Genomic DNA, 20251 nt, shown 5'->3' with positions numbered 1-20251 from the left:
TATATGCATTTCCATTTTTCTAAAATGCATGGTTTGGGCAATGACTTCATGGTCGTGGATTGCATTACCCAGAACATTTTTTTCTCGCCTGAGTTGATCCGCCGTTTGGCGGATCGACACACAGGGGTCGGCTTTGACCAACTGCTGGTGGTTGAAGCGCCTTATGATCCGGAAACGGATTTTCACTACCGCATTTTCAATGCTGATGGCAGTGAAGTAGAGCAGTGTGGCAATGGTGCGCGTTGTTTTGCTCGTTTCGTGCGAATGAAAGGGCTGACTAACAAGTACAGCGTCAATGTGAGTACCAAGAAAGGTAAGATGGTACTCAGCATTGAAGAAGACGATCAAGTGACCGTTAACATGGGCGTGCCTGAGTTCGAGCCAAGTAAAATCCCTTTTAAAGCCAAGCAAACCGAGAAGACTTACATCCTGCGTACAGAAGATAAAACTCTGTTCTGTGGTGCAGTTAGCATGGGCAATCCTCATGTTGTGACCGTGGTCGACGACGTCGCGACAGCAGATGTAGACACTTTAGGCCCGCTGCTTGAGTCGCATGAGCGATTCCCCGAGCGTGTCAATGCTGGCTTTATGCAGGTATTGAGTCGTAACGAAGTTAACCTACGAGTGTATGAACGCGGCGCGGGTGAAACTCAAGCTTGTGGTAGCGGTGCTTGTGGCGCAGTTGCTGTCGGTATTGTGCAAGGGTTATTGGATGAGGATGTCGCTGTACATCTTCCAGGTGGTACGTTACACATTCGCTGGAAAGGCGAAGGTAAACCGCTATACATGACTGGCCCCGCTACTCACGTCTTTGACGGTCAAATTACTTGTTAGAAAAAGGAACACCTGTGTCTCACATTGAAGCAGATGCATTAACTGCAGAAGTTGTAGCAGAGTATCTGCGCGATAACCCAGATTTTTTTAGCCAGCGTCGTGAACTGGTTGACCGACTTGCTCTTACTAACCAAGAGCAAGGTGCGGTTTCTTTAGTGCATGTTCAGTTGAATCGTCAACGTCAGCGCATTGAAGAGTTAGAAGAAGAGATCACGACTCTGATGTCGCTGGCGGCAAACAATGATAAAACCTTCCACGAGTTCATGGATCTGCAAGAGCAAATCCTGACGTGTGACTCTTTAATTGATGCAATAAAAGCGATTGAAGCGAAAGCTAAGCATCTTGGTCTACGCGCCTACATTCGTTTGTTTGACGCTGACTCTAGCTACTATCAACTGAGCTACGAAAGTTACCAGCGTTTTGCCACCAATCACCTCAATGGCAAACCTGCCTACTTAGGCCGTATGCGTAAAGCCGATCGTGAATTGCTGTTTGGTGAGCTTAATCGCTCTCCAGAGTTAGGCTCTTACGTTGTGCTACCTTTAATGAAAGGCAAGGCACAAGGTTTGATTGCGTTTTCAAGTGACGATGGTGGTCACTTCCAGCCACATATGGATACCTTGTTCTTACGACATTTGGCGTTAGTACTGTCGCACCTTATCGCGGCACTTCCATGGCATACAGAGTCCAATGACCGAATCAGTTCAACCTCTGCCTAGTGGCTTGCAAAAGCCACTAGAACGATTCTACGAATACCTCCGCAGTGAGAAAGGCTTAAGCCTTCATACTCAGCGAAACTACAAGCAGCAGTTAGAAACCATGGCGCAGCACCTTTTGAATATGGGGCTGCGTGAATGGTCGCAAGTGGATTCCGCTTGGGTGCGTCAGTTAGCGAGCAAAGGCATGCGAGATGGTATGAAGCCTAGCAGCTTAGCAACTCGTCTCTCATCATTACGCAGTTTCTTCGATTTTCTTATTCTTCGTGGCGAGATGTCCGCTAACCCAGCCAAAGGGGTCTCTGCACCGCGTAAAAAACGCCCATTGCCGAAAAACCTTGATGTTGATGAAGTAGGCCAACTGCTTGAAGTCAATGAAGATGACCCATTAGCCATTCGTGATCGCGCTATGATGGAGCTTATGTACGGTGCAGGATTACGTTTGGCCGAATTGGTCAGTATCAACGTAAAAGATGTCAGCCTGTTCAGCGGCGAAATCCGCGTGGTTGGTAAAGGTGATAAAGAACGCAAAGTGCCGTTTGCAGGTATGGCCAAAGAGTGGGTTGGTAAATGGATGAAAGTGCGCAGTGCCATTGCCAAGCCAGAAGAAAAGGGTCTATTTGTATCCAAATTAGGTGTGCGCATTTCCCATCGAAACGTGCAAAAACGCATGGCCGAGTGGGGACAAAAACAAGCGGTCGCCAGTCATATTAGCCCGCATAAATTGCGTCACTCGTTTGCGACTCACATGCTAGAGTCGAGTAACAATCTAAGGGCGGTGCAAGAGCTACTTGGTCATGAGAATATCTCAACCACACAAATCTATACTCATCTGGATTTCCAGCATTTAGCGCAAGTGTATGACCAAGCGCACCCAAGGGCGAAGAAGAAATCGAGTGAGTAACGCTTAGCGTCAGAGTAAGGAGAAAGGATGAAGTTTTATCGTGGTCTACAACCGATTAAAGCGATGAGTTTTGATTTGGATGACACTTTATACGACAACCGTCCGGTTATTCGCCGTCTCACGCGCGAAGTGACTGAGTGGTTTCATCTACATCATCCTGTTTCTGCTACTCGCCCTGAGTCATGGTGGCTTGAGATAAAAAAACAGCTCGCGCAACAAGACCGCTGGTTATTAAGTGATTTGGCTCAATGGCGTCAACGCACCACTCAAGAAGGGTTAGTGCGATTAGGTTACTCAATAGAGCAAGCCGAATGTGCCGCGAAAGAGCTGATGGAAGTGGTTTTGCAGCTGCGCAGTGATTTTGCAGTGCCCAAGCAAACGCATGATGTGATGGCGCAATTGGCTGAGCGGATGCCGTTGGTTGCAATTACTAACGGCAACGTTGATTTGAAACGTATTGGCATTGAAGACTATTTCTGTTTGGTGCTGAAAGCGGGTCGAGATGGCTGGGCAAAGCCTGCTGAAGATATGTTTGCTAAGGCGGCAAATCACCTCTCTTTACCTTCGCAGCAGATCTTGCATGTCGGTGACCATCTCACCACAGATGTTGCAGGGGCGAAGTTAAATGGCTTTCAAGCATGTTGGTTTAACGACCAAGGTGCTGATTTATTAAAAGATCGCCATGCTCGAACGCTACCAGATATTGAAATCCACCAACTCGATTCCCTGTTATTACTCTAATCTCTAGAGAGCATGGCCACTCTTATCGGCTTTAAAAGCTGCCATATAGTGCGTAAAGAACTGATTGAGCTGCTTAGCTTGTTCGACATGGCCTAGCTCTTCAACAATCGTACTGCCTACTTCGAATGTGCACAAATGGCCTTGCTGCTGATTACGGCGCAATTGGTATTGTGACTCTTCGCTTGGCGCTAAGTGAACACACTGCAATGCTTGTAACCATGGGCTCTTGTTGAGCATCTTTTTTGCTTCTTGCCATGTACCATCCAACACGATAAACAAAGGTTGTTTACCTAACTGAGTCGCGGCTTGTGTTACTTGCGGCAGCGGAAGGCTATGCTCGTTTGGGAACAGCAAATAGGGTTGGTATTGCTCATTAGCCATCATAGCGAGCAGCGCTTCACAAGGTTGGGTTCGCTGCCAGATGTGTTTGCTGGTTGAAGGGATGCTTTTTAATAGCCATTGGCCGGTATTAGTCTCTCGGCGCAATTCATTTTCATGCATCAGTAAGGCGAGGTGCGCCTCAATGTTGACGTGTGGCAATGAATCACACACACATTGAAAGCGCAGGCCACAGCCTGCGCAGGGAGCGTCAGATAGCATTAAAGAGAAAGACCTTCTTGATGTGGTGTTAACCCGTCGCTAAAGAGTTGCACCGGGCTGATTTGGTTAAATTCAGCGATGGGTGCCACGCTTGGGTTGAGTGGGTAGCTAACACCATCATATTGCAGAATATGTTGATTTGGCTGTGCGCCACCACCGCTGACAAATAATACTAAATCACGCCAACCTTGCTGTGTTTGGCTACCTAAGTTGAGCGGTGTGTTGACTAAGGTGATGCGGCTATTAAAACGCCATTGTTGCTGGTGGTTTTCAAAAATAAGCAGAGTACATCCGCCTGAACCACACCAATCTAACTGCGTCAGCAGTTCTTCTTGGCCATCGCCATTTAAGTCGTAAGTGAGCCAGCGATAACGTGTATCTGTTGGATCGGTTTTGTGCATCGCGAAGTAATCACGCAATGCGCGATCGACTTTAGGGTTGAACGTCGCGCTTGATACGATTTTTTTTGCTTCGGTCAGTGGCGCTGATAACGTCGCTGATGTGTCTGCCGAGACTGCCTCTGCTTTGGCTTTAAATAGCACTAAGCCACCATCGGCGATTGGATAGATAATGGTACCGACTTTCTCTTTTTCTGCAGTCAGCTCAAAACCATCGCGAGTGAAAATACGCTCTGAGAGTAATGGTTGTTGCTGGTGGTGAGTCATCACCACTTGAACTTGATTTGGGTTTAATTGCTGCCAGTAGCCATTTTCAACTGAGTCAGAACTGCCATCTTGATAGCTGTAGGTAGTGGTTGCAGTATGATCAGCCAGTAAATTCAACGTGACACTAAACGCGCTCGTTTTAGTCGAAACAGCGTGATAAATACCAATCCAATCTTGGGTTGCATCCCCATTCGCCAATGTGGCACAACCTTGGTAGTTGTTGTCATTAATGTTGAGCTTGGCTTGCCAACCGTAGAGGCTATCACTCATGCCATCATTACAACTGCGCATCAATAACTCTAATTGCCCTTGCTCGAGGTCGTAGCGGCGGCGCTGCGCGTCAATACGTGAAGAGACGATGTCCAATTTGGTTTTTTCATCGCCGAGCTCGGCAAATTCAATGTGATCGGCAGTAAAGTTTGCCGACCAAAATGGCTCAGTACCAAAAGCATTGGTTGATTGTGTTGCGCGGTTGCAGCGGTTTGGATTTTCTGCGGTAAGTAGATTGACTTTGTCTACCACAAAACGGGCGGTGTAGTCGGCTTCAAAGCCTTCTTGGCCGACAGTTTCTAAGTGGCCAATTACTTCACCATACATTGGCTGATAAGGCGTATGGGCCAGTTTTACCCCTTGTTGGAATTTATCGTTATCCAACTGCAACCAATATTGCTGCCCGCTGCCACAAGGTTGAATAGATTGCACCTCATGGCCAAGGATCACTTCGCCGCGCATCACGAAAGTTTGTGGCTTGATAGAGCTCGGAACATCAAGAGTCGCTGGTGCGATTGATTGTGTGTCACTTGTCGGTTCTGCAGCGCCAAAATCTAGTAGTGAACATGCTTGCAGAGCGAGTAGGCTAGCCAGTGCGACTGGGTTTCTTAGCGCCTTCATGCTATATCTTCCTTATCCAAACTTTCATTGTGAGACATTATGGCATATTGGCTGTTTAAAACTGAACCAGACACTTTCTCAATTGACACTCTGCGAACACAAAACACTTCTTGTTGGGAAGGGGTGCGCAATTATCAAGCAAGAAACATGTTACGTGATGAGGTGAAAGAGGGCGATTTGGTGCTGATTTATCACTCATCGTGCAAACATGTGGGAGTGGCAGGTATCGCGAAGGTCACTAAAGAGTCTTACCCCGATCATTTTGCTTTTGATATGGAAAGTGAGTACTACGATGCGAAATCGGATTCAGCCAATCCGCGCTGGTTTATGGTCGATATTGAGTTTGTGAGAAAAACAGACCGTGTTATTCCGTTATCGGTACTAAAAGCGATGCCCGAACTGGCGGATTTACCGTTAGTGAAAAGAGGAAATCGGTTGTCGGTGATGCCTGTGTCTGAATCTGAATGGCAGGCGATTCTGAGCAAAGAATCGTTGGTGAGGTCGTAGAGTCTTTATCTAAGTAAGAACAAAAAGGCAGCCGAGGCTGCCTTAAAGGTCGAATTATCTAATCAGATGATCATGCAAGTAGTGAGCAACAGCATCGTGCTCATTGCTACCAATCACTTCGTTATTTGGCAGCGCATCTTTCACGCGTTGGTGTGATGTACCCATCACTAGGCCTTTACCTGCGGCTTGCAGCATTTCAACGTCGTTCATGCCGTCACCAAATGCGATGCAGTTCTCTAACTCTAGCCCCATTGATTCTGCGACCACTTTTAGCGCATCACCTTTAGAGACATCTGCCGCCATCACTTCTAAACACCAAGGCGTAGAGAAGGAGACATTCAATTGACCGGCAAACTTTTCGTTAAGCATCTCTTCGTATTGCACTAGGTAATCGTGGTCTTGATCTGTGTGGATGAAGAAAACTTTCGCTACGCCTTCTTTCGGCGCATCATCAGCTTCGAAGCGCTGGTACGTAAAGCCAGAGTCTTCGTGGAATGTACGCATTTTTTCATCATCACGATCCAACAACCAATCATCATTACGGTACATGTGAATCATCACATTAGGATCGTGACGGATCGTGTCGATCACCGGCTGGACAAGTTCAACCGGAACATTGTTGCTGTACATCAGTTGATCATCTTGGTCATGCACACGCGCGCCATTCGAGGTAATCATATACGCTGGGATACCGACGATTTTACGAATACCGGCCACGTCTACGTGGTGACGGCCTGTAGCAAAGATAAAGGTAAAGCCCTGATCGTGAAGCTTTTTAAGTGTCTCAGTTGAGAACTCGCTCAGCTGGTGGTTAGGAGCCAATAGAGTACCGTCAAGATCAGATGCGACGATACGGAAAGGAGTGTCTTTGCTAATAGTTGTCATAGTGCCCTCAGTGTAAGATACAGCAGCATTGGAAGGGACCAATTGCGTAGCGCCTAGTCTACTTTAAACAGGGAATAAAAAAGAGGGTAAAAACCGAACACTCTTTTTCCGGTTTTATAAACCACTCAGTTTAATGTTGAGCGAAGAAGTTGAGAGTCGTATCAAGGGTTTGATTACGATATTGGTCTTGCTCAAATAGCAACTCATGCCTTGCGCCATGCACGATTTGTAGTGCGCATTGGTGGTTAGTTTTTGCCAGCTTTTTGATAAAGCGGATTTGGTCTGTATTCGAGACAATTTGGTCCTCACCCGCCTGCAGCAATAATAGCGGTACTTTAATTTGTCGAGTCAGCAATAAACATTGTTTAGAGGCCATTAACCCCTGCCATACCCAACGAGTGCTTGCCCCACCGATTTGTAGCTCGGGCATTTGCTGATACAACTCTCTAAACCAGTGATAGCGCACTGAACTTTGGCTTAATCGATTATCGATGAATGGCTTCGGATAATAAGCGGCTTGGCCGGGCGCGAAGGTCGGTTTTGAATTGACAGCGGTTAGCAACTGCCCAAGTAAAGAAGCAATTGGGCGCAGATACCAAGCCATATTTACTCCAAACATCGGCGCGGTAAGCGCAAGCGCGTCAAACGGGTGATCTGGGCGTGTTTGTACATAGCGAGTCACGATATTGCCACCCATCGAATGGCCAATCAGATAACGCTTTTTGTAGTGGTCGAGCTTAAAGCTTTTTACCAACAGTTCTAAGTCATCCACGTAATCTGCAAACTCATCTACGTAACCCATTTGCTGGTCTTCGATTAAGCGCTCAGATAAGCCTTGGCCACGATGGTCATAAGAATAGATGTCATAGCCTTGTTGAAATAGGTCGTAGAACAGCTCTTGGTATTTGTGGGTACATTCAATTCGGCCGTTAACGACTACAATTGCTTTAGTGTGTTGTGAAGAAGTTAGACTGATCCAAAACAGCTGTTTTTTATCTTTGGTCTTAATGAAACCTTCGTTTCGACGTTGCCAAAGCTCAGCAATATTGAGTTGGATTGCTTGCTCAAAATCTGACTCTTGAGTATAAGGAGGCGTAGAGTGTGCGCTCTGATTAGTCATGGTTAGTGATCCTAACTTCTTCTAGAGTGATACAACATGGGTAAATTATGTGTGGCTAAACGCGTTTAGTCGAGAGGAAATAAAGATGGATTTGCATGTTTGGTTCGCCTATGTGGTAACTGCGATCGTTTTTAGCTTAGCGCCAGGTTCTGGCACAGTAAATTCAATCAGTAACGGTTTGAGTTACGGTACGCGAAAATCACTTGGCGCCGTTGTTGGCCTGCAAATTGGCCTGACCTTTCATATTATTTTGGTTGGTGCGGGTATTGGTGCATTAGTCGCGCAATCGGCGATGGCATTCACCATTATTAAGTGGGTTGGTGTGGTGTACCTTGTGTGGCTGGGTATTCAAAAATGGCGCGATCGTTCTAGCTTAACCGCTCAGCAAAACCAAGAAACCTCATCCGGTTGGTCGCTGATGCGAAATGCAGTGCTGATTAACCTGACCAACCCTAAATCGATTGTTTTCTTGGTGGCACTGTTTCCGCAATTCATCAATCCAGAACAGCCACAACTGATTCAATTTGTGGTTTTGGGTGTCACAACTGTGGTGATTGACGCAATTGTTATGCTCGGTTACACGACTTTGGCATCACAAATGGGACGCTTTGTCCGTTCTGAGAAAGTGATGGGTAAAATTAACAAGGTGTTCGGTTCCATGTTTGTGGGTTGTGGTGCATTATTAGCAACAGCTAAGTCATAAATAACTGATAAACATAACAATGTTGTGAGATGAAAAATACGTATGTAGCAAGGCAACCCATATTAAATTCGAGGCGGCAAACTCTAGGTTATGAGCTGCTGTTTCGTGATGGGGAAAAGAATGCCTATCCTGCACACGTTGAAACCAATCGCGCAACCTACCGTTTAATTGCCGAGAACTTTTTGAGCGTTGGTATTAACCCTGCCATCGCTCACTCTCGCTGTTTTGTAAACTTCCCTTATCAAAGCCTAGTTAGGCGTCTTCCCCTCGCTCTGCCTAAAGAAAAGATCGTCATTGAGGTTCTTGAAACCTGCCAGCCTACAGAAGAGTTATATCAAGCCATTCGCGACTTGAAGCAGCAAGGCTACGTGATCGCCTTGGATGACTTTGCCTATCAGCCGGATTGGGAGCGATTCTTACCACTTGTTCATATCGTTAAGATTGACATCATGGCGATGGGGTTGGATAAAGCGTGTGATATCGTCAAACAGCGGATTGCCAACGGCAGTAAGCGCAAGTACCTTGCCGAACGAGTTGAGACTGAAGCCGAGTTTACTCAAGCTCGTGAAGCGGGTTTTCATTTCTTCCAAGGTTACTTCTTTAGTAAGCCCGAGATGATTCGTGATCGCTACATTAGCCCTGAGCAAATCATCGCGATGGAATTATTCAAAGAGGTTTGTCGGCCTGAAGTCGATTTTCATCGGGTTGAGGGTATAGTGTCACGCGATGTCACGCTCTCCTATAAATTGCTGCGCTTTGTGAATACTCTGTCCGATCGTTTAGAGGTGAAGATTTCCTCTTTCCGTCAGGCTTTAATTTATCTCGGGCAAGACCGTTTGAAGATGTTCGTTTCTTTATCGGTGGCTTCATTTGTCTCGACCAAAAAGCCCAAAGAGCTGTTTAACCTTTCATTGCAACGAGCGCAATTTTGCTCGCTGATGTCCCATGATGAGTTGTTTAAATCTCATCAAGAGCAGGCATTTTTAATTGGCTTATTTTCCATTCTTGATGCGATGTTTGATCTGTCGATAGAACATCTAGTCGAGCAATTGCCACTTAGTCAGGCGATTAAGTTGGCTTTACTGGAAAGGCAAGGGCCTTACGGTAGCTTGCTAAAAATCGAAGAATGTTATGAGCGTGCTGATTGGCATGGCATGCAACTAGAGTGTGATTTGTTGGATTTATCACTCGACGATGTGATGCTGAAAATTAATGAAGCTCAGCGCTGGAGCCGCACCGTCTATAACATCAAGTAACCACCAATCCTCTGGTGATTTCCTTTCCCTTTGTGAATCTTTTATGACAATTGAGAGTTGTCGCTTGATCTCGGCCTGATTTTAAATAAATATATACGCATATCCATATATGAGTATGTAGTTATGCTTCCACACCAGTTTTTTAAATTATTGTCTGATGAAACGCGAGTGCGTTGCTTAATGCTGGTCGTACGCCAAGAGTGCTTGTGCGTTGCAGAACTCACAGAAGCATTGCAAGAAAGTCAGCCAAAAGTGTCTCGTCATTTAGCGCAATTGCGCTCTCACGGGATTTTGACTGATGTGCGACAAGGGCAGTGGGTGTTTTACCGCTTGTCACAAGACTTACCCGGTTGGATGCGAAAATTGATCGATGACTTAATCGCGTCTAATTGTTTGAAAAAAGAATATCAGCAAGATATTGAGCGTTTAGAGTCAATGAACTCACGCCCAGTTTGCTGCGTTTAATTAGATTACAACTTATTGCCGAAATAGTTGGAGTTGCAGCTTCAAATATGAAGGCAGTTAACTGAGAGAAAAGAATATGACAGTCAAAGTAGGTATTAATGGTTTTGGCCGTATCGGTCGTTTAGCACTTCGCGCGGCTTTTGATTGGCAAGAACTTGAGTTTGTGCAAATCAATGACGTAGCGGGTGATACCGCAACACTGGCACACTTGCTTGAATTTGATTCAGTTCAAGGCCGTTGGCACCATGAAGTGAAAGCTGAAGGCGATGAGATTGTGATCAATGGTCAACGTATTAAGACAACTCAAGAGCGTGATATTGATGCGATTGATTGGTCTGGCTGTGATGTAGTGATTGAAGCAACAGGTGTGCACCGTAAGACTTCTTTCCTAAACAAATACCTAGACCAAGGCGTGAAGCGCGTGGTGGTTTCTGCGCCAGTGAAAGAAGACGGCATCGCAAACATCGTGGTTGGTGTGAACGACAACATCTTTGACCCAGCAGTACACAAAATCGTAACGGCGGCATCTTGTACCACTAACTGTATCGCACCAGTGGTTAAGGTAATCAACGAGAAGCTAGGTATCGAGAACGCTTCATTCACAACGATTCACGACCTAACTAACACGCAGACCATTCTAGATGCTCCGCATAAAGATTTACGTCGTGCTCGTGCATGTGGCATGAGCCTAATCCCAACAACAACGGGTTCTGCAAAAGCGATTGTTGAGATCTTCCCTGAGCTAGAAAATCGTATTAATGGCCACGCAGTGCGTGTACCGCTTGCGAATGCGTCTCTGACTGACATCGTCTTTGAAGTTAAGCAAGACACTACAGCAGAAGAAGTAAACGCAATGCTAAAAGAAGCGTCTGAGAATGAACTCAAAGGCATTCTAGGCTTTGAAGAGCGTCCACTGGTTTCTATTGACTACAAAGGTGACCAACGCTCAACGATCGTAGATGCACTATCAACCATGCTTGTTGGTAAGCGTATGGTGAAGATCTACGCTTGGTACGATAACGAAATGGGTTACGCAACACGTACAGCAGAGCTTGTGCGCACCGTTGGCTTAGCATAAGGAACAATTATGACACATCCAACATGGCAACTAGACCTTGAGAAAGGCGCACTCATCCTAACTCCATGCCCAGGCACAAAAGAGGCTGACCTAGACGCATCTCTAGCTCAACTCAAAGAGCAGGGCGTAGAAGCAATCGTAACGGCGCTGGATGATTCAGAGCTAGCAAGTAAAGACGTATCAGCGCTAGGCGAGAAAACGCGTGCTCTAGGTATGCAATGGTTCCAGATTGAAATCGAAGATGACTGTGCGCCAGGTGCTGAGTTTGCAGCAAAATGGCAAGCGGCAACGACGACGCTGCATAACGTGGTTGATAACGGCGGAAAAGTTGCGATGCACTGCATGGGTGGTTCAGGCCGTACTGGTTTGCTAGCGGCGCACTTACTGCTAGAGAAAGGCTGGGACTTAGATAAGATCATCCAAGAAGTACAAGCGCTTCGCCCGGGTGCATTTACTAAGCCTGTGCAAGTTGATTACATCTTAGCTGTGGCGGCTCAGTAACTCACTGTGTAGCTAAAAGAGCTTTTGGATCATCATGATCCAAAAGCTCTATAAACTGTTTCTATTTCGCTTTTCTTCTTTTTCATGGGTGTGAGGTTATGTTCGCAAGCCTAAGCAAAAGCGTTCGCCAATATATGTTGGTGACATTCAATTATTGGAACTTCACCATCACTGATGGCGCATTGCGTATGCTGGTGGTTCTGCATTTCCACGGTCTAGGCTATAGCTCATTAGAGATCGCTTCACTGTTTCTTTTCTATGAATTCTTTGGTGTTGTAACTAACCTGATTGGTGGTTGGCTAGGGGCGCGTCTAGGCCTGAACAAGACGATGAATCTAGGTCTTGGTATGCAGATTATCGCGTTATCGATGCTTGCTGTACCTACCGCGATGTTGACCATTCCTTGGGTCATGGCTGCTCAGGCCCTATCAGGTATTGCAAAAGACCTAAATAAAATGAGTGCTAAAAGCTCGATCAAGACTTTGGTTCCTGATGAGCAGCAAGGTGCGCTGTATAAATGGATTGCGATTCTGACCGGTTCGAAAAATGCCCTTAAAGGGGCGGGCTTCTTTGTCGGTGGTCTATTGCTCTCTTTGATTGGTTTTAAATACGCGGTATTGGCCATGGCTGCTGTACTAACGCTGGTATTTATTGGCAGTGTACTTAGCCTTGAGGCGGATATGGGCAAAGCGAAAACCAAGCCTAAATTTAGCCAACTGTTTTCGAAGTCAGAATCGATCAACATCCTTTCAGCAGCGCGAATGTTCTTATTCGGCGCGCGTGATGTGTGGTTTGTGATTGCACTACCTATTTATTTAGGCAGCGTGTTTGGTTGGGATCATTCGATGGTCGGGGGCTTCCTCGCCGCTTGGACTATCGCTTATGGTTTTGTCCAAGGTATCGCTCCAAAAATTACGGGTAAATCGCAAGGCAAAGTGCCTGATGGTCATGCTGCGCTATTGTGGGCTGGTGGCTTAGCGATTGTGACTGCGGGCATTGCTTATGCAGTTCAAATTGGTTGGCAACCAGAGCTGGTCATTATCGGTGGCCTGATGCTGTTTGGCGCTATCTTTGCGGTTAACTCATCTCTGCATTCCTACCTGATTGTGAGCTACGCGAAAGGCGACGGCGTATCGCTGGATGTGGGTTTCTACTACATGGCCAATGCAATGGGGCGTTTGATTGGTACGATTCTATCGGGTTGGGTATTCCAAATCGCAGGTCTCTCTGCGTGTTTGTGGGTCTCTTTTGTGTTCTTGGCACTGACAACCCTGATTTCCCTCAAACTCCCTAAGATTGAGCCAGTGGCGGCCAATTAACCCCTCAGGGCGCTTTATCTTGTCTAAAAGCTGACTGAAACGTAACGCGGTTATGGTTTGGTCAGCTTTTTTGTTGCTATAGTCAAACTAGGTTTATTCAGGTTTAACTTATTGATGGCTCAACGTATTCGCTTTTTTGATTTACTTCGATGTGTCGCTGCGGTTGCGGTTATTGCAATTCATGTTTTGGCGCCTTATCGCCATGAACTGGGGCAAATTCCATTTGATCAATGGCTAACAGCGGTGAGTGTTAATAGTGTTACGCGTTGGGCGGTGCCGGTGTTCATTCTTATTACAGGGGCATTGATGCTCAGTGATAAGCGTGATTTTGAGCTTGGTTATTACGTGAAACGCAGACTAGGAAAGGTATTGGTGCCGTTTTTAGTGTGGTCGCTGTTTTACGCGTATTTGTCAGGTTGGAGCGCGCTAGGGTTTGATGGCCAACAGGCTTTTGAGGTGCTAGCGGACAGCCCAAATCAAGCCACATATTACCACTTAGGCTTTTTCTATTATTTCATCCCGCTCTATTTTGTTATTCCGTTCTTTCAATGGTTGGTGAAACGTGGCAATCATGAGGCAATTTATGCTTTTGTCGCGATTTGGTTAGTGACCAGTTTGCTTTACTTGCTGCGTATCGATGGGCCTTGGAGCCATCAAATGTGGCTTTATAGTGGTTATCTACCGCTGGGTTATCTGTTGTTTAATAAAGTGCCGGTAACCAAAAATTGGCTAGCCGTCTTTACGGCGCTGGGAATCATCGCATTAGCAACAACGGTGTACATGGTCGTACAACTGAGTTTAACCAATGGTGAGTACACGGTTGGACGCTGGCTCTCATATAAAACCTTCAATGTGATTCTAGCGGCAAGCATGGTGTTTATTTTGTGTCGAGCGGTGAGTAATTACTTACCTGAAAGGGCACACAGCGTCATCGCCCTGATCAGCCGCCACAGTTTAGGTATCTATATCTTGCACCCGATTTTCCTTTGGCCGATGAAAGCTTTTGGCTGGCACCAAGGGCATCCTGCGTGGGTTATTCCGTTGTGGGTCGTATTAAGTGGGATAGGAGCGCTAGCGTTAAGTGGTTTGCTAGCGCGAAACAAAGCGACAGCTTGGTTACTGCCGTAAGGGTAAATTAGCGTTTCATTGCGAAGTGTAAGAACTTATCGCCTTGATAAGTTAGCGTTCCTTTATCGCCTGGATTCAATGCTTGGAAGTAGTGAATACCTACTTGAAACTCACGCTTAGGGCCAAGTTTGCCGCGTTGAACGTAAATCCAATATTCTTGGTCGTCTTCACCTGGTTGTGCATCTTCGACAGCGATAGCTTGTTTATCTAGTACTGTGATTTCGACAGTTTGCTCTGGTGCGTTTTCTCCCTGCATGTGTTTGCGGTAAAAGCTGGTAAACACCCAACCTGCTGCAAGCCCCAATAATGCAATCGCTACATATAATGAAATAGGCATTCGTTCCTCCCCATGAACTTAGCTAGCATTCTAGCTACTTTTTCCGAGCTGTGTTGGCTATGCTGTGAAAGATGAAGTAAATATTACTATCAGTGAAATAGATCTTCGACTCAAATCACAAGCCTTAGGCGAGTAAGCCGTTAATCTAACCAATCAATGGGTATCATTTTACTTGCAAGTGACTGATAGATCAGAGCAGTATTAGTATACTGATTGGTGTAAGGTAGGATTAATTCAACAAGGAAGGAGGGAGATTATGTCAGAAATTGATAGTGTCATTAAACGTACTCGTAAAATCGAACATCTCCTAAGAACTCAATATCATGCTCAGGGTAAAGGGCTACATCAGTTGATTACCAGTTGCGAAGAGCGTTTGCCGCACGATGTGGTGGGTAAGCTACGCTATATCGCGACCATTCGTAATAAGTTAGTGCATGAATACGATTACAAGCTTGAAAGCCGTAGCGAGTTTTTAGCGGTATGTGATGAGTGTGAGAAAGAGCTTACACCGCGCAGCAGTCGTTTTATTTGGCGAGTCGCTATTTCTTTAATGGCGTTGATTACATTAGCAGCAATGCTGTTCTACTACGCCCATTGGGATATATTATCTAAGCATTTCTGATAATTTGCAGCTAAAAGACCTAAAACCACACCTTGGTGGCAAGTTAATCAAAATCAGAGATAAGTCTATTTTCCGCGCTTTTTGAGCCTAAAAATTCGACATATAAATAAAAAGGGACGCCAATGGCGTCCCTTTTTATTTTTGAATTTTGACTTAGTACATCATCGGCAGAGTCATTAGGCCAACAACTACTGCGATCATTACAAGTCCTTGTTTCTGTGAAGATGTAATCATTATCCTGCTCCTTAAATTTGATGTCTTAACCTATGTTTTACAGAATAGCAGTGTTTTGATGGTTAGATCAACTAATTTGTATAAAAAGCCACTAAAAAACAAATTTATAGTGTCGATTATGGGCTTTTGTGATTGTGTTTTATGTTGTTTTTAAACTGTCACAACCTGTCACAAAGTGAGTTTGGTGCTTGTTTCTGTCTTTAAGTTATTGTTTTTAAACAACAATAACTTTGATTGTATATTGTTCTATTAAGTTTGTTGGTTTTATCGGTCTTTCGTTAGGTGAGATCGTAAATCTGGTTGTTTTTGGCTTTTCATTTGTTTTTATTCTGGGTAGTTGATATCTATTCTCAACTAATTGAGTGGTCACTAAAGAAAAAATAGGAAAAGTTGATAGTTAGATCTCCTTAGCTAGAATTTGCTACAATTTTTATCTGAACTTGTTGGCTTAAGTGTTTGATTTTTATAATTTAAAAGGGAGGGTGTTGTTTGGTTGATTATATGGAGTTTGCAAAAATACTCACTTTTGTCGGTTTGGGGTCTGTGTGGCGTTAATTTGACGTCAAAACTACATGATTATTGATGTTTTTGTTGCTATACAGGGTTTGTGACGGTAAGTGTGGCAGGCGAATGAATGTCGGGATACGGTCAAATAGCACAATCAAGATCCAAGTTTTACGGCGCTAATCTGGACATCTTTGCCTCTGCGCCTAAACTGAGCTTTCGGTTTTATAGAGGTATTACTATGTGGAGCTGGCTTTCAGTCGCGCTATCCGGATTCATCAGCATTTCAGCCAGTGAGAATAAACACAAAAAGCAGGCGATTTTCTTTTCTTCGTTCTCTCTATTTTTGTTGTTGGTGATGCTCTGGACTCAAGACTCGTTGGTCGGTCTTGGGGCTTGGTGGGTTTCTCTTGGCTTAATCATCTCTATCCTTGCCGATGCTTTGTATATTCGTAAAAAAGCGCAGCGCACCTGTTTCGCTTTTTTTCTCGCCGCGCAAATCTGCTATAGCACCGCTTTTTGGCTTCAGATATCGGGTGAAATTGTATGGTGGTTGCCAGCAATGTTGCTCGCCATGGGTATCGTGGTCTTCTTTCTGTTGCTGCCTAAAATCGATCGTTTGATTTTTCCTGTCGTCATCATGGGTATGGCACTGATTCAGCTTAACTGGGCGGCTGGCGAAGTATGGCTGTTACAACAGAACCATTTACTTGGCCTACTAGGCACTTTGTCTTTGACGCTCTCAGCAGCATTGTTAGCGATTCATGACTATCGTCACCCAATCTGGTGTGGGCGCTACTTGATTACGGGCAGCTATCTGCTGGCCCATTGTTTGATTACTGCGTCGTTCATTAATTAAAATCAAATTATCTTAGATATCGATCACCTATTCTTATTGAAAACACGACCAATAAGAGAGAACCATCATGTCTGAGATTCATGCTCACAATGTTTTAAATATGCTTGCTGATAACCCAATGAATGAACAAGAAATTCGCGCTGCAGTAACGCGTGAGTTTGGAGAAGATGCCAAGTTTCATACATGCTCAAAACAAGGTATGGATATTGAGACGCTACTTAGCTTTTTGATTCAACGTCAAAAGGTAGTTCAGGTAGAAGGTGATAAGTGGGTGTTAAACGCAGCTCGCATGTGTAGTCACTAGCTTAAAATACAACGTCAGTTAATTTGCCTATTTAATAAGCTAAAAGCGAGCATAAATGCCTGCTAAGGTATATACTTCGCCGACTTAGGTCTCATGCCCATTTTGGAGGTGAAAAACAATGGACATTCTTTCAGCTGCGACCATGCTATTTTTGATTATGGATCCGCTTGGTAACTTGCCTATCGTTTTATCGATCCTAAAGCACCTTGACCCAAAACGTCGTCGAAAAGTACTGATTCGTGAATTGTGCTTCGCACTCATGATTCTGATGCTGTTCCTGTTTGCCGGTAAGAGCATTTTGGGCTTCTTACACGTGCAGCCAGAAACCTTGAGTATTTCTGGCGGTATCATCTTATTTATTATTGCGATTAAGATGATCTTCCCAAGTGGCGGTAGTATTACTGGGCTAGCCGCAGGTGAAGAGCCTTTCATTGTGCCAATGGCGATTCCAATGATTGCAGGGCCTTCTGTGATTGCAGCTTTGCTGCTGTTGTCCACGCAACACCCAGATAAACTGCTAGAGCTTTCTGCTGCAGTATTACTTGCATGGGGTACGACCTTCTTCATTCTAATGTTCTATGGGTTCTTCCATCGCGTTTTAGGGGAGAGAGGGTTAAAAGCGGTTGAACGCTTAATGGGCTTATTGCTGGTTATGGTTTCAACTCAGATGTTCCTTGATGGTATCAAAGGATATTTAGGTTAAAGAAAAGCCGCTCAACTGAGCGGCTTTTTTTACATCATATGTTTACGTCGAATATCCAGCAGAGCAAAAATACCGAATATCAAAATAGACCACTTCTCCCATCGGCTCATAGTAATTTTGTCACCAAAAGCACCAATGAAAATCAGCATTTGTAAGCCGTGCATGAAGAACAAAAACGCGGTCAAAATGTAGAGTGCGATAGCCGCATTGCCCGGAAACGGCATGAAGAAGTTTAGGAACAATACCAACCAAACAAAACCAATCGAGGCTTTCGCTAATAGAATCAAAGCTTTCATGTTACTTCCTTATACAGATTGTCTTTCGTAGAGCCTAAAGCTGACTTGGCCTGCGCTTTTCTCGCGGTATAAATGCCAATGCTCAGGGATGCCTTCAAGCTTGAGCTCTTTCTCTGTTTCGATATAGATCATGGCGTCTTCAGCTAGCCAGCCATTTGTTTCCAATAAAGAGATCGTTTCATCTAGTAAACCTTTACGAAAAGGCGGATCGATAAACACGACATGGTGAGGTGTACCCGGTTGTTTGAGGTAACTGAGCGCATCGGTATTGATGGCTTGTAAGTTGTCGGCTTTTAGCGACGCAATATTTTGTTGTAACTGTTTGAAAGCCGATGGATTCATCTCAATCAGAGTCACGTTTTCTGCTTGGCGTGATGCTGCTTCAAATCCTAGGCCGCCAGAACCGGCAAATAGGTCAAGACACTTAGCTCTTGGCACATCTTGTGCAAGCCAATTGAAAACAGTTTCTTTTACTCTATCGGTCGTTGGGCGCAAACCTTCGGCGTCTTGCACGGGCAGTTTTCGTCCGCGCCACAAGCCGCTAATAATACGAACAAAGCCGTTGGATGGTTTATTTTGTGATGTGTTTTGTTGGCGACGTCTTACCATAGATTTTTTGACCGCTAATAAAGTGATACTATACCCAGTCGCTCATAGAGCACGCCCTGAGTACAGGCCGAATTTGATTGATGACAAAGTGTAACCTTAAACGCGTAAAGCGGGGAAATTTTTCACTCTGTTGTCATTGTTGTTTCCCAGTATGACATTATCCTGCCGGGAAGCAGTAAGAGTTAATTTAGATAATCTAGGATTGCCCCAGATGACGGAAAAAAAGAAGCGCGGATTGCTTTCCTGGCTTGGCTTCGGTGATGAAGAGCAAGCGAAACAACCAGCAGAAGAACAGCAAGTAGAAACACCTGCTGAGGAAGTGGAAAAAGAGCAAGAAACCGTTGCCGAATCCGAGCTAGCTGTTGAACCTGAACTAGCAGAAGCAGAAGCAGAAGCAGAAGCAGAAGCAGAAGCAGAAGCAGAAGCAGAAGCAGAAGCAGAAGCAGAAGCAGAAGCAGAGGTTGAGCCTGAAGTTGTGCAAGAAGCGCGAGTTCAAGAACAAGAAAAGCCAAGTGAGAGCTTCTTTGCTCGCTTAAAGCGTAGCTTAGCTCGTACTAAGACCAATATTGGTGCAGGCTTCTTTGGTTTGTTTAAAGGTAAGCAAATCGATGACGAGTTATTTGAAGAACTAGAAGAGCAGTTGTTGATTGCCGATGTGGGCATGGATACAACGCTAAAGATCATTGATAACTTGACTGAGAAAGCATCTCGTCGCGATCTCAAAGATGGTGAAGCTCTTTATGGTTTACTAAAAGAAGAGATGGCCGAGATCCTATCGAATGTCGAGAAGCCTCTTGAAGTCGATAGCAGCAAAACGCCTTACGTTATCTTAATGGTTGGCGTAAATGGTGTCGGTAAAACGACCACTATCGGTAAGCTGGCCAAACAGTTCCAGGCCGAGGGCAAAAAAGTCATGCTTGCGGCAGGTGATACCTTCCGTGCGGCTGCGGTAGAGCAGTTGCAAGTATGGGGTGAACGTAACGAAGTTCCTGTGATTGCTCAGCATACCGGCGCTGACAGTGCATCCGTTATCTACGATGCGATTGAAGCTGCTAAAGCGCGTGGTTACGACGTGGTCATTGCTGATACAGCGGGTCGTTTGCAAAACAAAGCCAACCTAATGGAAGAGCTACGTAAGATTGTGCGTGTCATGAAGAAGGTGGATGATTCCGCTCCACACGAAATCATGCTGACGCTAGATGCAGGCACTGGCCAAAATGCGATTAGCCAAGCTAAATTGTTCAGCGATGTGGCGCCTCTAACGGGTATTACATTAACCAAGCTAGATGGTACTGCAAAAGGTGGTGTTATCTTTGCTCTGGCGGATCAGTTCCAAATCCCTATCCGATATATTGGTGTAGGTGAAGGAATTGATGATTTGCGTCCATTCGAGACACAAGAATTTATTGATGCATTATTTAGCCGAGACGAATAACTCGGCGCAGTAAACTATCTCAGTAAGAGGAATTA

General features: G+C 45.1%; 24 protein-coding genes. 17 read left to right on the top strand and 7 right to left on the bottom strand.

What is annotated here, in order from left to right; all coding sequences use genetic code 11:
• The first annotated feature begins 3 nt into the window (after positions 1-3).
• The 4 genes from dapF to yigB are packed head-to-tail and all read left to right on the top strand — an operon-like array spanning position 4 to position 3195.
• Positions 4-834 carry a diaminopimelate epimerase gene (gene dapF / locus MU515_RS19200; RefSeq protein ID WP_260262015.1) on the top strand — a complete coding sequence of 277 codons (831 nt, stop codon included), beginning with the start codon at positions 4-6 and terminating at the stop codon, positions 832-834.
• Between the two features lie 14 nt (positions 835-848).
• A complete protein-coding gene (locus MU515_RS19195; RefSeq protein ID WP_260262014.1) occupies positions 849-1553 on the top strand; it encodes a DUF484 family protein in 705 nt (234 codons plus the stop codon).
• A complete protein-coding gene (gene xerC, locus MU515_RS19190) occupies positions 1525-2454 on the top strand; it encodes a tyrosine recombinase XerC (protein ID WP_260262013.1) in 930 nt (309 codons plus the stop codon). The genes MU515_RS19195 and xerC overlap by 29 nt, the downstream gene beginning before the upstream one ends.
• Before the next feature lie 27 nt (positions 2455-2481).
• Positions 2482-3195 carry a 5-amino-6-(5-phospho-D-ribitylamino)uracil phosphatase YigB gene (gene yigB / locus MU515_RS19185; RefSeq protein WP_260262012.1) on the top strand — a complete coding sequence of 238 codons (714 nt, stop codon included), beginning with the start codon at positions 2482-2484 and terminating at the stop codon, positions 3193-3195.
• Between the two features lie 3 nt (positions 3196-3198).
• Here the strand turns inward: yigB and MU515_RS19180 are convergent, their stop codons facing one another.
• Together MU515_RS19180 and MU515_RS19175 are read right to left on the bottom strand one after the other, a co-directional pair.
• Complete coding sequence (locus MU515_RS19180; RefSeq protein ID WP_260262011.1) at positions 3199-3795, bottom strand: tRNA-uridine aminocarboxypropyltransferase; 597 nt, start codon at positions 3793-3795, stop codon at positions 3199-3201.
• Positions 3795-5351 (bottom strand): COG3650 family protein, encoded by a 1557-nt coding sequence (locus MU515_RS19175; protein WP_260262010.1) that lies wholly within the window; start codon positions 5349-5351, stop codon positions 3795-3797. Before MU515_RS19175 ends, MU515_RS19180 begins: the two co-directional genes overlap by 1 nt.
• 39 nt (positions 5352-5390) lie before the next feature.
• Between MU515_RS19175 and MU515_RS19170 the strand changes: the two genes are divergently transcribed.
• Positions 5391-5858, top strand: a complete 468-nt coding sequence (locus MU515_RS19170) for an EVE domain-containing protein (RefSeq protein ID WP_260262009.1) — start codon at positions 5391-5393, stop codon at positions 5856-5858.
• Between the two features lie 54 nt (positions 5859-5912).
• Here MU515_RS19170 and MU515_RS19165 read toward each other — a convergent pair whose 3' ends face one another.
• Complete coding sequence (locus MU515_RS19165; protein ID WP_260262008.1) at positions 5913-6743, bottom strand: Cof-type HAD-IIB family hydrolase; 831 nt, start codon at positions 6741-6743, stop codon at positions 5913-5915.
• A gap of 130 nt (positions 6744-6873) precedes the next feature.
• A complete protein-coding gene (locus MU515_RS19160; RefSeq protein ID WP_260262007.1) occupies positions 6874-7863 on the bottom strand; it encodes an alpha/beta fold hydrolase in 990 nt (329 codons plus the stop codon).
• 85 nt (positions 7864-7948) lie between these two features.
• Here MU515_RS19160 and rhtB point away from each other — a divergent pair, with 85 nt between their 5' ends.
• The 7 genes from rhtB to MU515_RS19125 all read left to right on the top strand — a co-directional run bounded on the left by rhtB (position 7949) and on the right by MU515_RS19125 (position 14313).
• Complete coding sequence (gene rhtB, locus MU515_RS19155) at positions 7949-8566, top strand: homoserine/homoserine lactone efflux protein (protein WP_260262006.1); 618 nt, start codon at positions 7949-7951, stop codon at positions 8564-8566.
• Positions 8567-8595: 29 nt separating this feature from the next.
• Entirely contained in the window at positions 8596-9822 is a 1227-nt protein-coding gene (locus MU515_RS19150) for an EAL and HDOD domain-containing protein (protein ID WP_260262005.1), read from the top strand.
• Positions 9823-9945: 123 nt separating this feature from the next.
• Complete coding sequence (locus MU515_RS19145; protein ID WP_260262004.1) at positions 9946-10287, top strand: metalloregulator ArsR/SmtB family transcription factor; 342 nt, start codon at positions 9946-9948, stop codon at positions 10285-10287.
• A gap of 76 nt (positions 10288-10363) precedes the next feature.
• Positions 10364-11365: an ArsJ-associated glyceraldehyde-3-phosphate dehydrogenase gene (locus MU515_RS19140; RefSeq protein ID WP_260262003.1), complete on the top strand. Its 1002-nt coding sequence runs from the start codon at positions 10364-10366 to the stop codon at positions 11363-11365.
• A gap of 9 nt (positions 11366-11374) precedes the next feature.
• Positions 11375-11866: a cyclin-dependent kinase inhibitor 3 family protein gene (locus tag MU515_RS19135; RefSeq protein ID WP_260262002.1), complete on the top strand. Its 492-nt coding sequence runs from the start codon at positions 11375-11377 to the stop codon at positions 11864-11866.
• Positions 11867-11964: 98 nt separating this feature from the next.
• Positions 11965-13185, top strand: a complete 1221-nt coding sequence (arsJ, locus tag MU515_RS19130) for an organoarsenical effux MFS transporter ArsJ (protein WP_260262001.1) — start codon at positions 11965-11967, stop codon at positions 13183-13185.
• Positions 13186-13299: 114 nt separating this feature from the next.
• Positions 13300-14313 carry an acyltransferase gene (locus MU515_RS19125; RefSeq protein ID WP_260262000.1) on the top strand — a complete coding sequence of 338 codons (1014 nt, stop codon included), beginning with the start codon at positions 13300-13302 and terminating at the stop codon, positions 14311-14313.
• A 7-nt stretch (positions 14314-14320) separates the two neighbouring features.
• Here MU515_RS19125 and MU515_RS19120 read toward each other — a convergent pair whose 3' ends face one another.
• Positions 14321-14650 (bottom strand): DUF2500 domain-containing protein, encoded by a 330-nt coding sequence (locus MU515_RS19120; protein WP_260261999.1) that lies wholly within the window; start codon positions 14648-14650, stop codon positions 14321-14323.
• A 256-nt stretch (positions 14651-14906) separates the two neighbouring features.
• On the opposite strand from MU515_RS19120, the gene MU515_RS19115 reads away from it, so the two are divergent.
• The 4 genes from MU515_RS19115 (at position 14907) to MU515_RS19100 (ending at position 17876) form a co-directional block, all read left to right on the top strand.
• Positions 14907-15272 (top strand): DUF4145 domain-containing protein, encoded by a 366-nt coding sequence (locus tag MU515_RS19115; RefSeq protein WP_260261998.1) that lies wholly within the window; start codon positions 14907-14909, stop codon positions 15270-15272.
• A gap of 979 nt (positions 15273-16251) precedes the next feature.
• Positions 16252-16869 carry a lysoplasmalogenase family protein gene (locus MU515_RS19110; RefSeq protein WP_260261997.1) on the top strand — a complete coding sequence of 206 codons (618 nt, stop codon included), beginning with the start codon at positions 16252-16254 and terminating at the stop codon, positions 16867-16869.
• A 67-nt stretch (positions 16870-16936) separates the two neighbouring features.
• On the top strand, positions 16937-17173 hold the full coding sequence (locus tag MU515_RS19105) for a YecH family metal-binding protein (protein ID WP_260261996.1): 237 nt from the start codon (positions 16937-16939) through the stop codon (positions 17171-17173).
• Positions 17174-17291: 118 nt separating this feature from the next.
• The gene (locus MU515_RS19100) at positions 17292-17876 is read left to right on the top strand and encodes a YhgN family NAAT transporter (RefSeq protein ID WP_260261995.1); all 585 of its coding nucleotides are present in this window, start codon (positions 17292-17294) and stop codon (positions 17874-17876) included.
• 29 nt (positions 17877-17905) lie between these two features.
• Here the strand turns inward: MU515_RS19100 and MU515_RS19095 are convergent, their stop codons facing one another.
• Entirely contained in the window at positions 17906-18172 is a 267-nt protein-coding gene (locus MU515_RS19095) for a DUF1145 domain-containing protein (protein WP_260261994.1), read from the bottom strand.
• A 9-nt stretch (positions 18173-18181) separates the two neighbouring features.
• Positions 18182-18781 carry a 16S rRNA (guanine(966)-N(2))-methyltransferase RsmD gene (gene rsmD / locus MU515_RS19090; RefSeq protein WP_260261993.1) on the bottom strand — a complete coding sequence of 200 codons (600 nt, stop codon included), beginning with the start codon at positions 18779-18781 and terminating at the stop codon, positions 18182-18184.
• Between the two features lie 211 nt (positions 18782-18992).
• Here rsmD and ftsY point away from each other — a divergent pair, with 211 nt between their 5' ends.
• Entirely contained in the window at positions 18993-20216 is a 1224-nt protein-coding gene (ftsY, locus tag MU515_RS19085; protein ID WP_260261992.1) for a signal recognition particle-docking protein FtsY, read from the top strand.
• The last annotated feature ends 35 nt before the right edge of the window (positions 20217-20251 follow it).

Source organism: Vibrio intestinalis (assembly GCF_025195085.2).
In the GTDB taxonomy this organism is placed as follows: Bacteria; Pseudomonadota; Gammaproteobacteria; order Enterobacterales; family Vibrionaceae; genus Vibrio; species Vibrio intestinalis.
Note: the sequence above shows the minus strand (reverse complement) of the source record. Positions and strands in the feature narration are given on the sequence as shown.

What these genes read in the sequence shown, in the direction of transcription:
- dapF (WP_260262015.1), top strand. Translation starts at nt 4, where the DNA reads ATGCATTTCCATTTTTCTAAAATGCATGGTTTGGGCAATGACTTCATG.
- xerC (WP_260262013.1), top strand. Translation starts at nt 1,525, where the DNA reads ATGACCGAATCAGTTCAACCTCTGCCTAGTGGCTTGCAAAAGCCACTA.
- yigB (WP_260262012.1), top strand. Translation starts at nt 2,482, where the DNA reads ATGAAGTTTTATCGTGGTCTACAACCGATTAAAGCGATGAGTTTTGAT.
- MU515_RS19180 (WP_260262011.1), bottom strand. Translation starts at nt 3,795, where the DNA reads ATGCTATCTGACGCTCCCTGCGCAGGCTGTGGCCTGCGCTTTCAATGT.
- MU515_RS19175 (WP_260262010.1), bottom strand. Translation starts at nt 5,351, where the DNA reads ATGAAGGCGCTAAGAAACCCAGTCGCACTGGCTAGCCTACTCGCTCTG.
- MU515_RS19170 (WP_260262009.1), top strand. Translation starts at nt 5,391, where the DNA reads ATGGCATATTGGCTGTTTAAAACTGAACCAGACACTTTCTCAATTGAC.
- MU515_RS19165 (WP_260262008.1), bottom strand. Translation starts at nt 6,743, where the DNA reads ATGACAACTATTAGCAAAGACACTCCTTTCCGTATCGTCGCATCTGAT.
- MU515_RS19160 (WP_260262007.1), bottom strand. Translation starts at nt 7,863, where the DNA reads ATGACTAATCAGAGCGCACACTCTACGCCTCCTTATACTCAAGAGTCA.
- rhtB (WP_260262006.1), top strand. Translation starts at nt 7,949, where the DNA reads ATGGATTTGCATGTTTGGTTCGCCTATGTGGTAACTGCGATCGTTTTT.
- MU515_RS19150 (WP_260262005.1), top strand. Translation starts at nt 8,596, where the DNA reads ATGAAAAATACGTATGTAGCAAGGCAACCCATATTAAATTCGAGGCGG.
- MU515_RS19145 (WP_260262004.1), top strand. Translation starts at nt 9,946, where the DNA reads ATGCTTCCACACCAGTTTTTTAAATTATTGTCTGATGAAACGCGAGTG.
- MU515_RS19140 (WP_260262003.1), top strand. Translation starts at nt 10,364, where the DNA reads ATGACAGTCAAAGTAGGTATTAATGGTTTTGGCCGTATCGGTCGTTTA.
- MU515_RS19135 (WP_260262002.1), top strand. Translation starts at nt 11,375, where the DNA reads ATGACACATCCAACATGGCAACTAGACCTTGAGAAAGGCGCACTCATC.
- arsJ (WP_260262001.1), top strand. Translation starts at nt 11,965, where the DNA reads ATGTTCGCAAGCCTAAGCAAAAGCGTTCGCCAATATATGTTGGTGACA.
- MU515_RS19125 (WP_260262000.1), top strand. Translation starts at nt 13,300, where the DNA reads ATGGCTCAACGTATTCGCTTTTTTGATTTACTTCGATGTGTCGCTGCG.
- MU515_RS19120 (WP_260261999.1), bottom strand. Translation starts at nt 14,650, where the DNA reads ATGCCTATTTCATTATATGTAGCGATTGCATTATTGGGGCTTGCAGCA.
- MU515_RS19115 (WP_260261998.1), top strand. Translation starts at nt 14,907, where the DNA reads ATGTCAGAAATTGATAGTGTCATTAAACGTACTCGTAAAATCGAACAT.
- MU515_RS19110 (WP_260261997.1), top strand. Translation starts at nt 16,252, where the DNA reads ATGTGGAGCTGGCTTTCAGTCGCGCTATCCGGATTCATCAGCATTTCA.
- MU515_RS19105 (WP_260261996.1), top strand. Translation starts at nt 16,937, where the DNA reads ATGTCTGAGATTCATGCTCACAATGTTTTAAATATGCTTGCTGATAAC.
- MU515_RS19100 (WP_260261995.1), top strand. Translation starts at nt 17,292, where the DNA reads ATGGACATTCTTTCAGCTGCGACCATGCTATTTTTGATTATGGATCCG.
- MU515_RS19095 (WP_260261994.1), bottom strand. Translation starts at nt 18,172, where the DNA reads ATGAAAGCTTTGATTCTATTAGCGAAAGCCTCGATTGGTTTTGTTTGG.
- rsmD (WP_260261993.1), bottom strand. Translation starts at nt 18,781, where the DNA reads ATGGTAAGACGTCGCCAACAAAACACATCACAAAATAAACCATCCAAC.
- ftsY (WP_260261992.1), top strand. Translation starts at nt 18,993, where the DNA reads ATGACGGAAAAAAAGAAGCGCGGATTGCTTTCCTGGCTTGGCTTCGGT.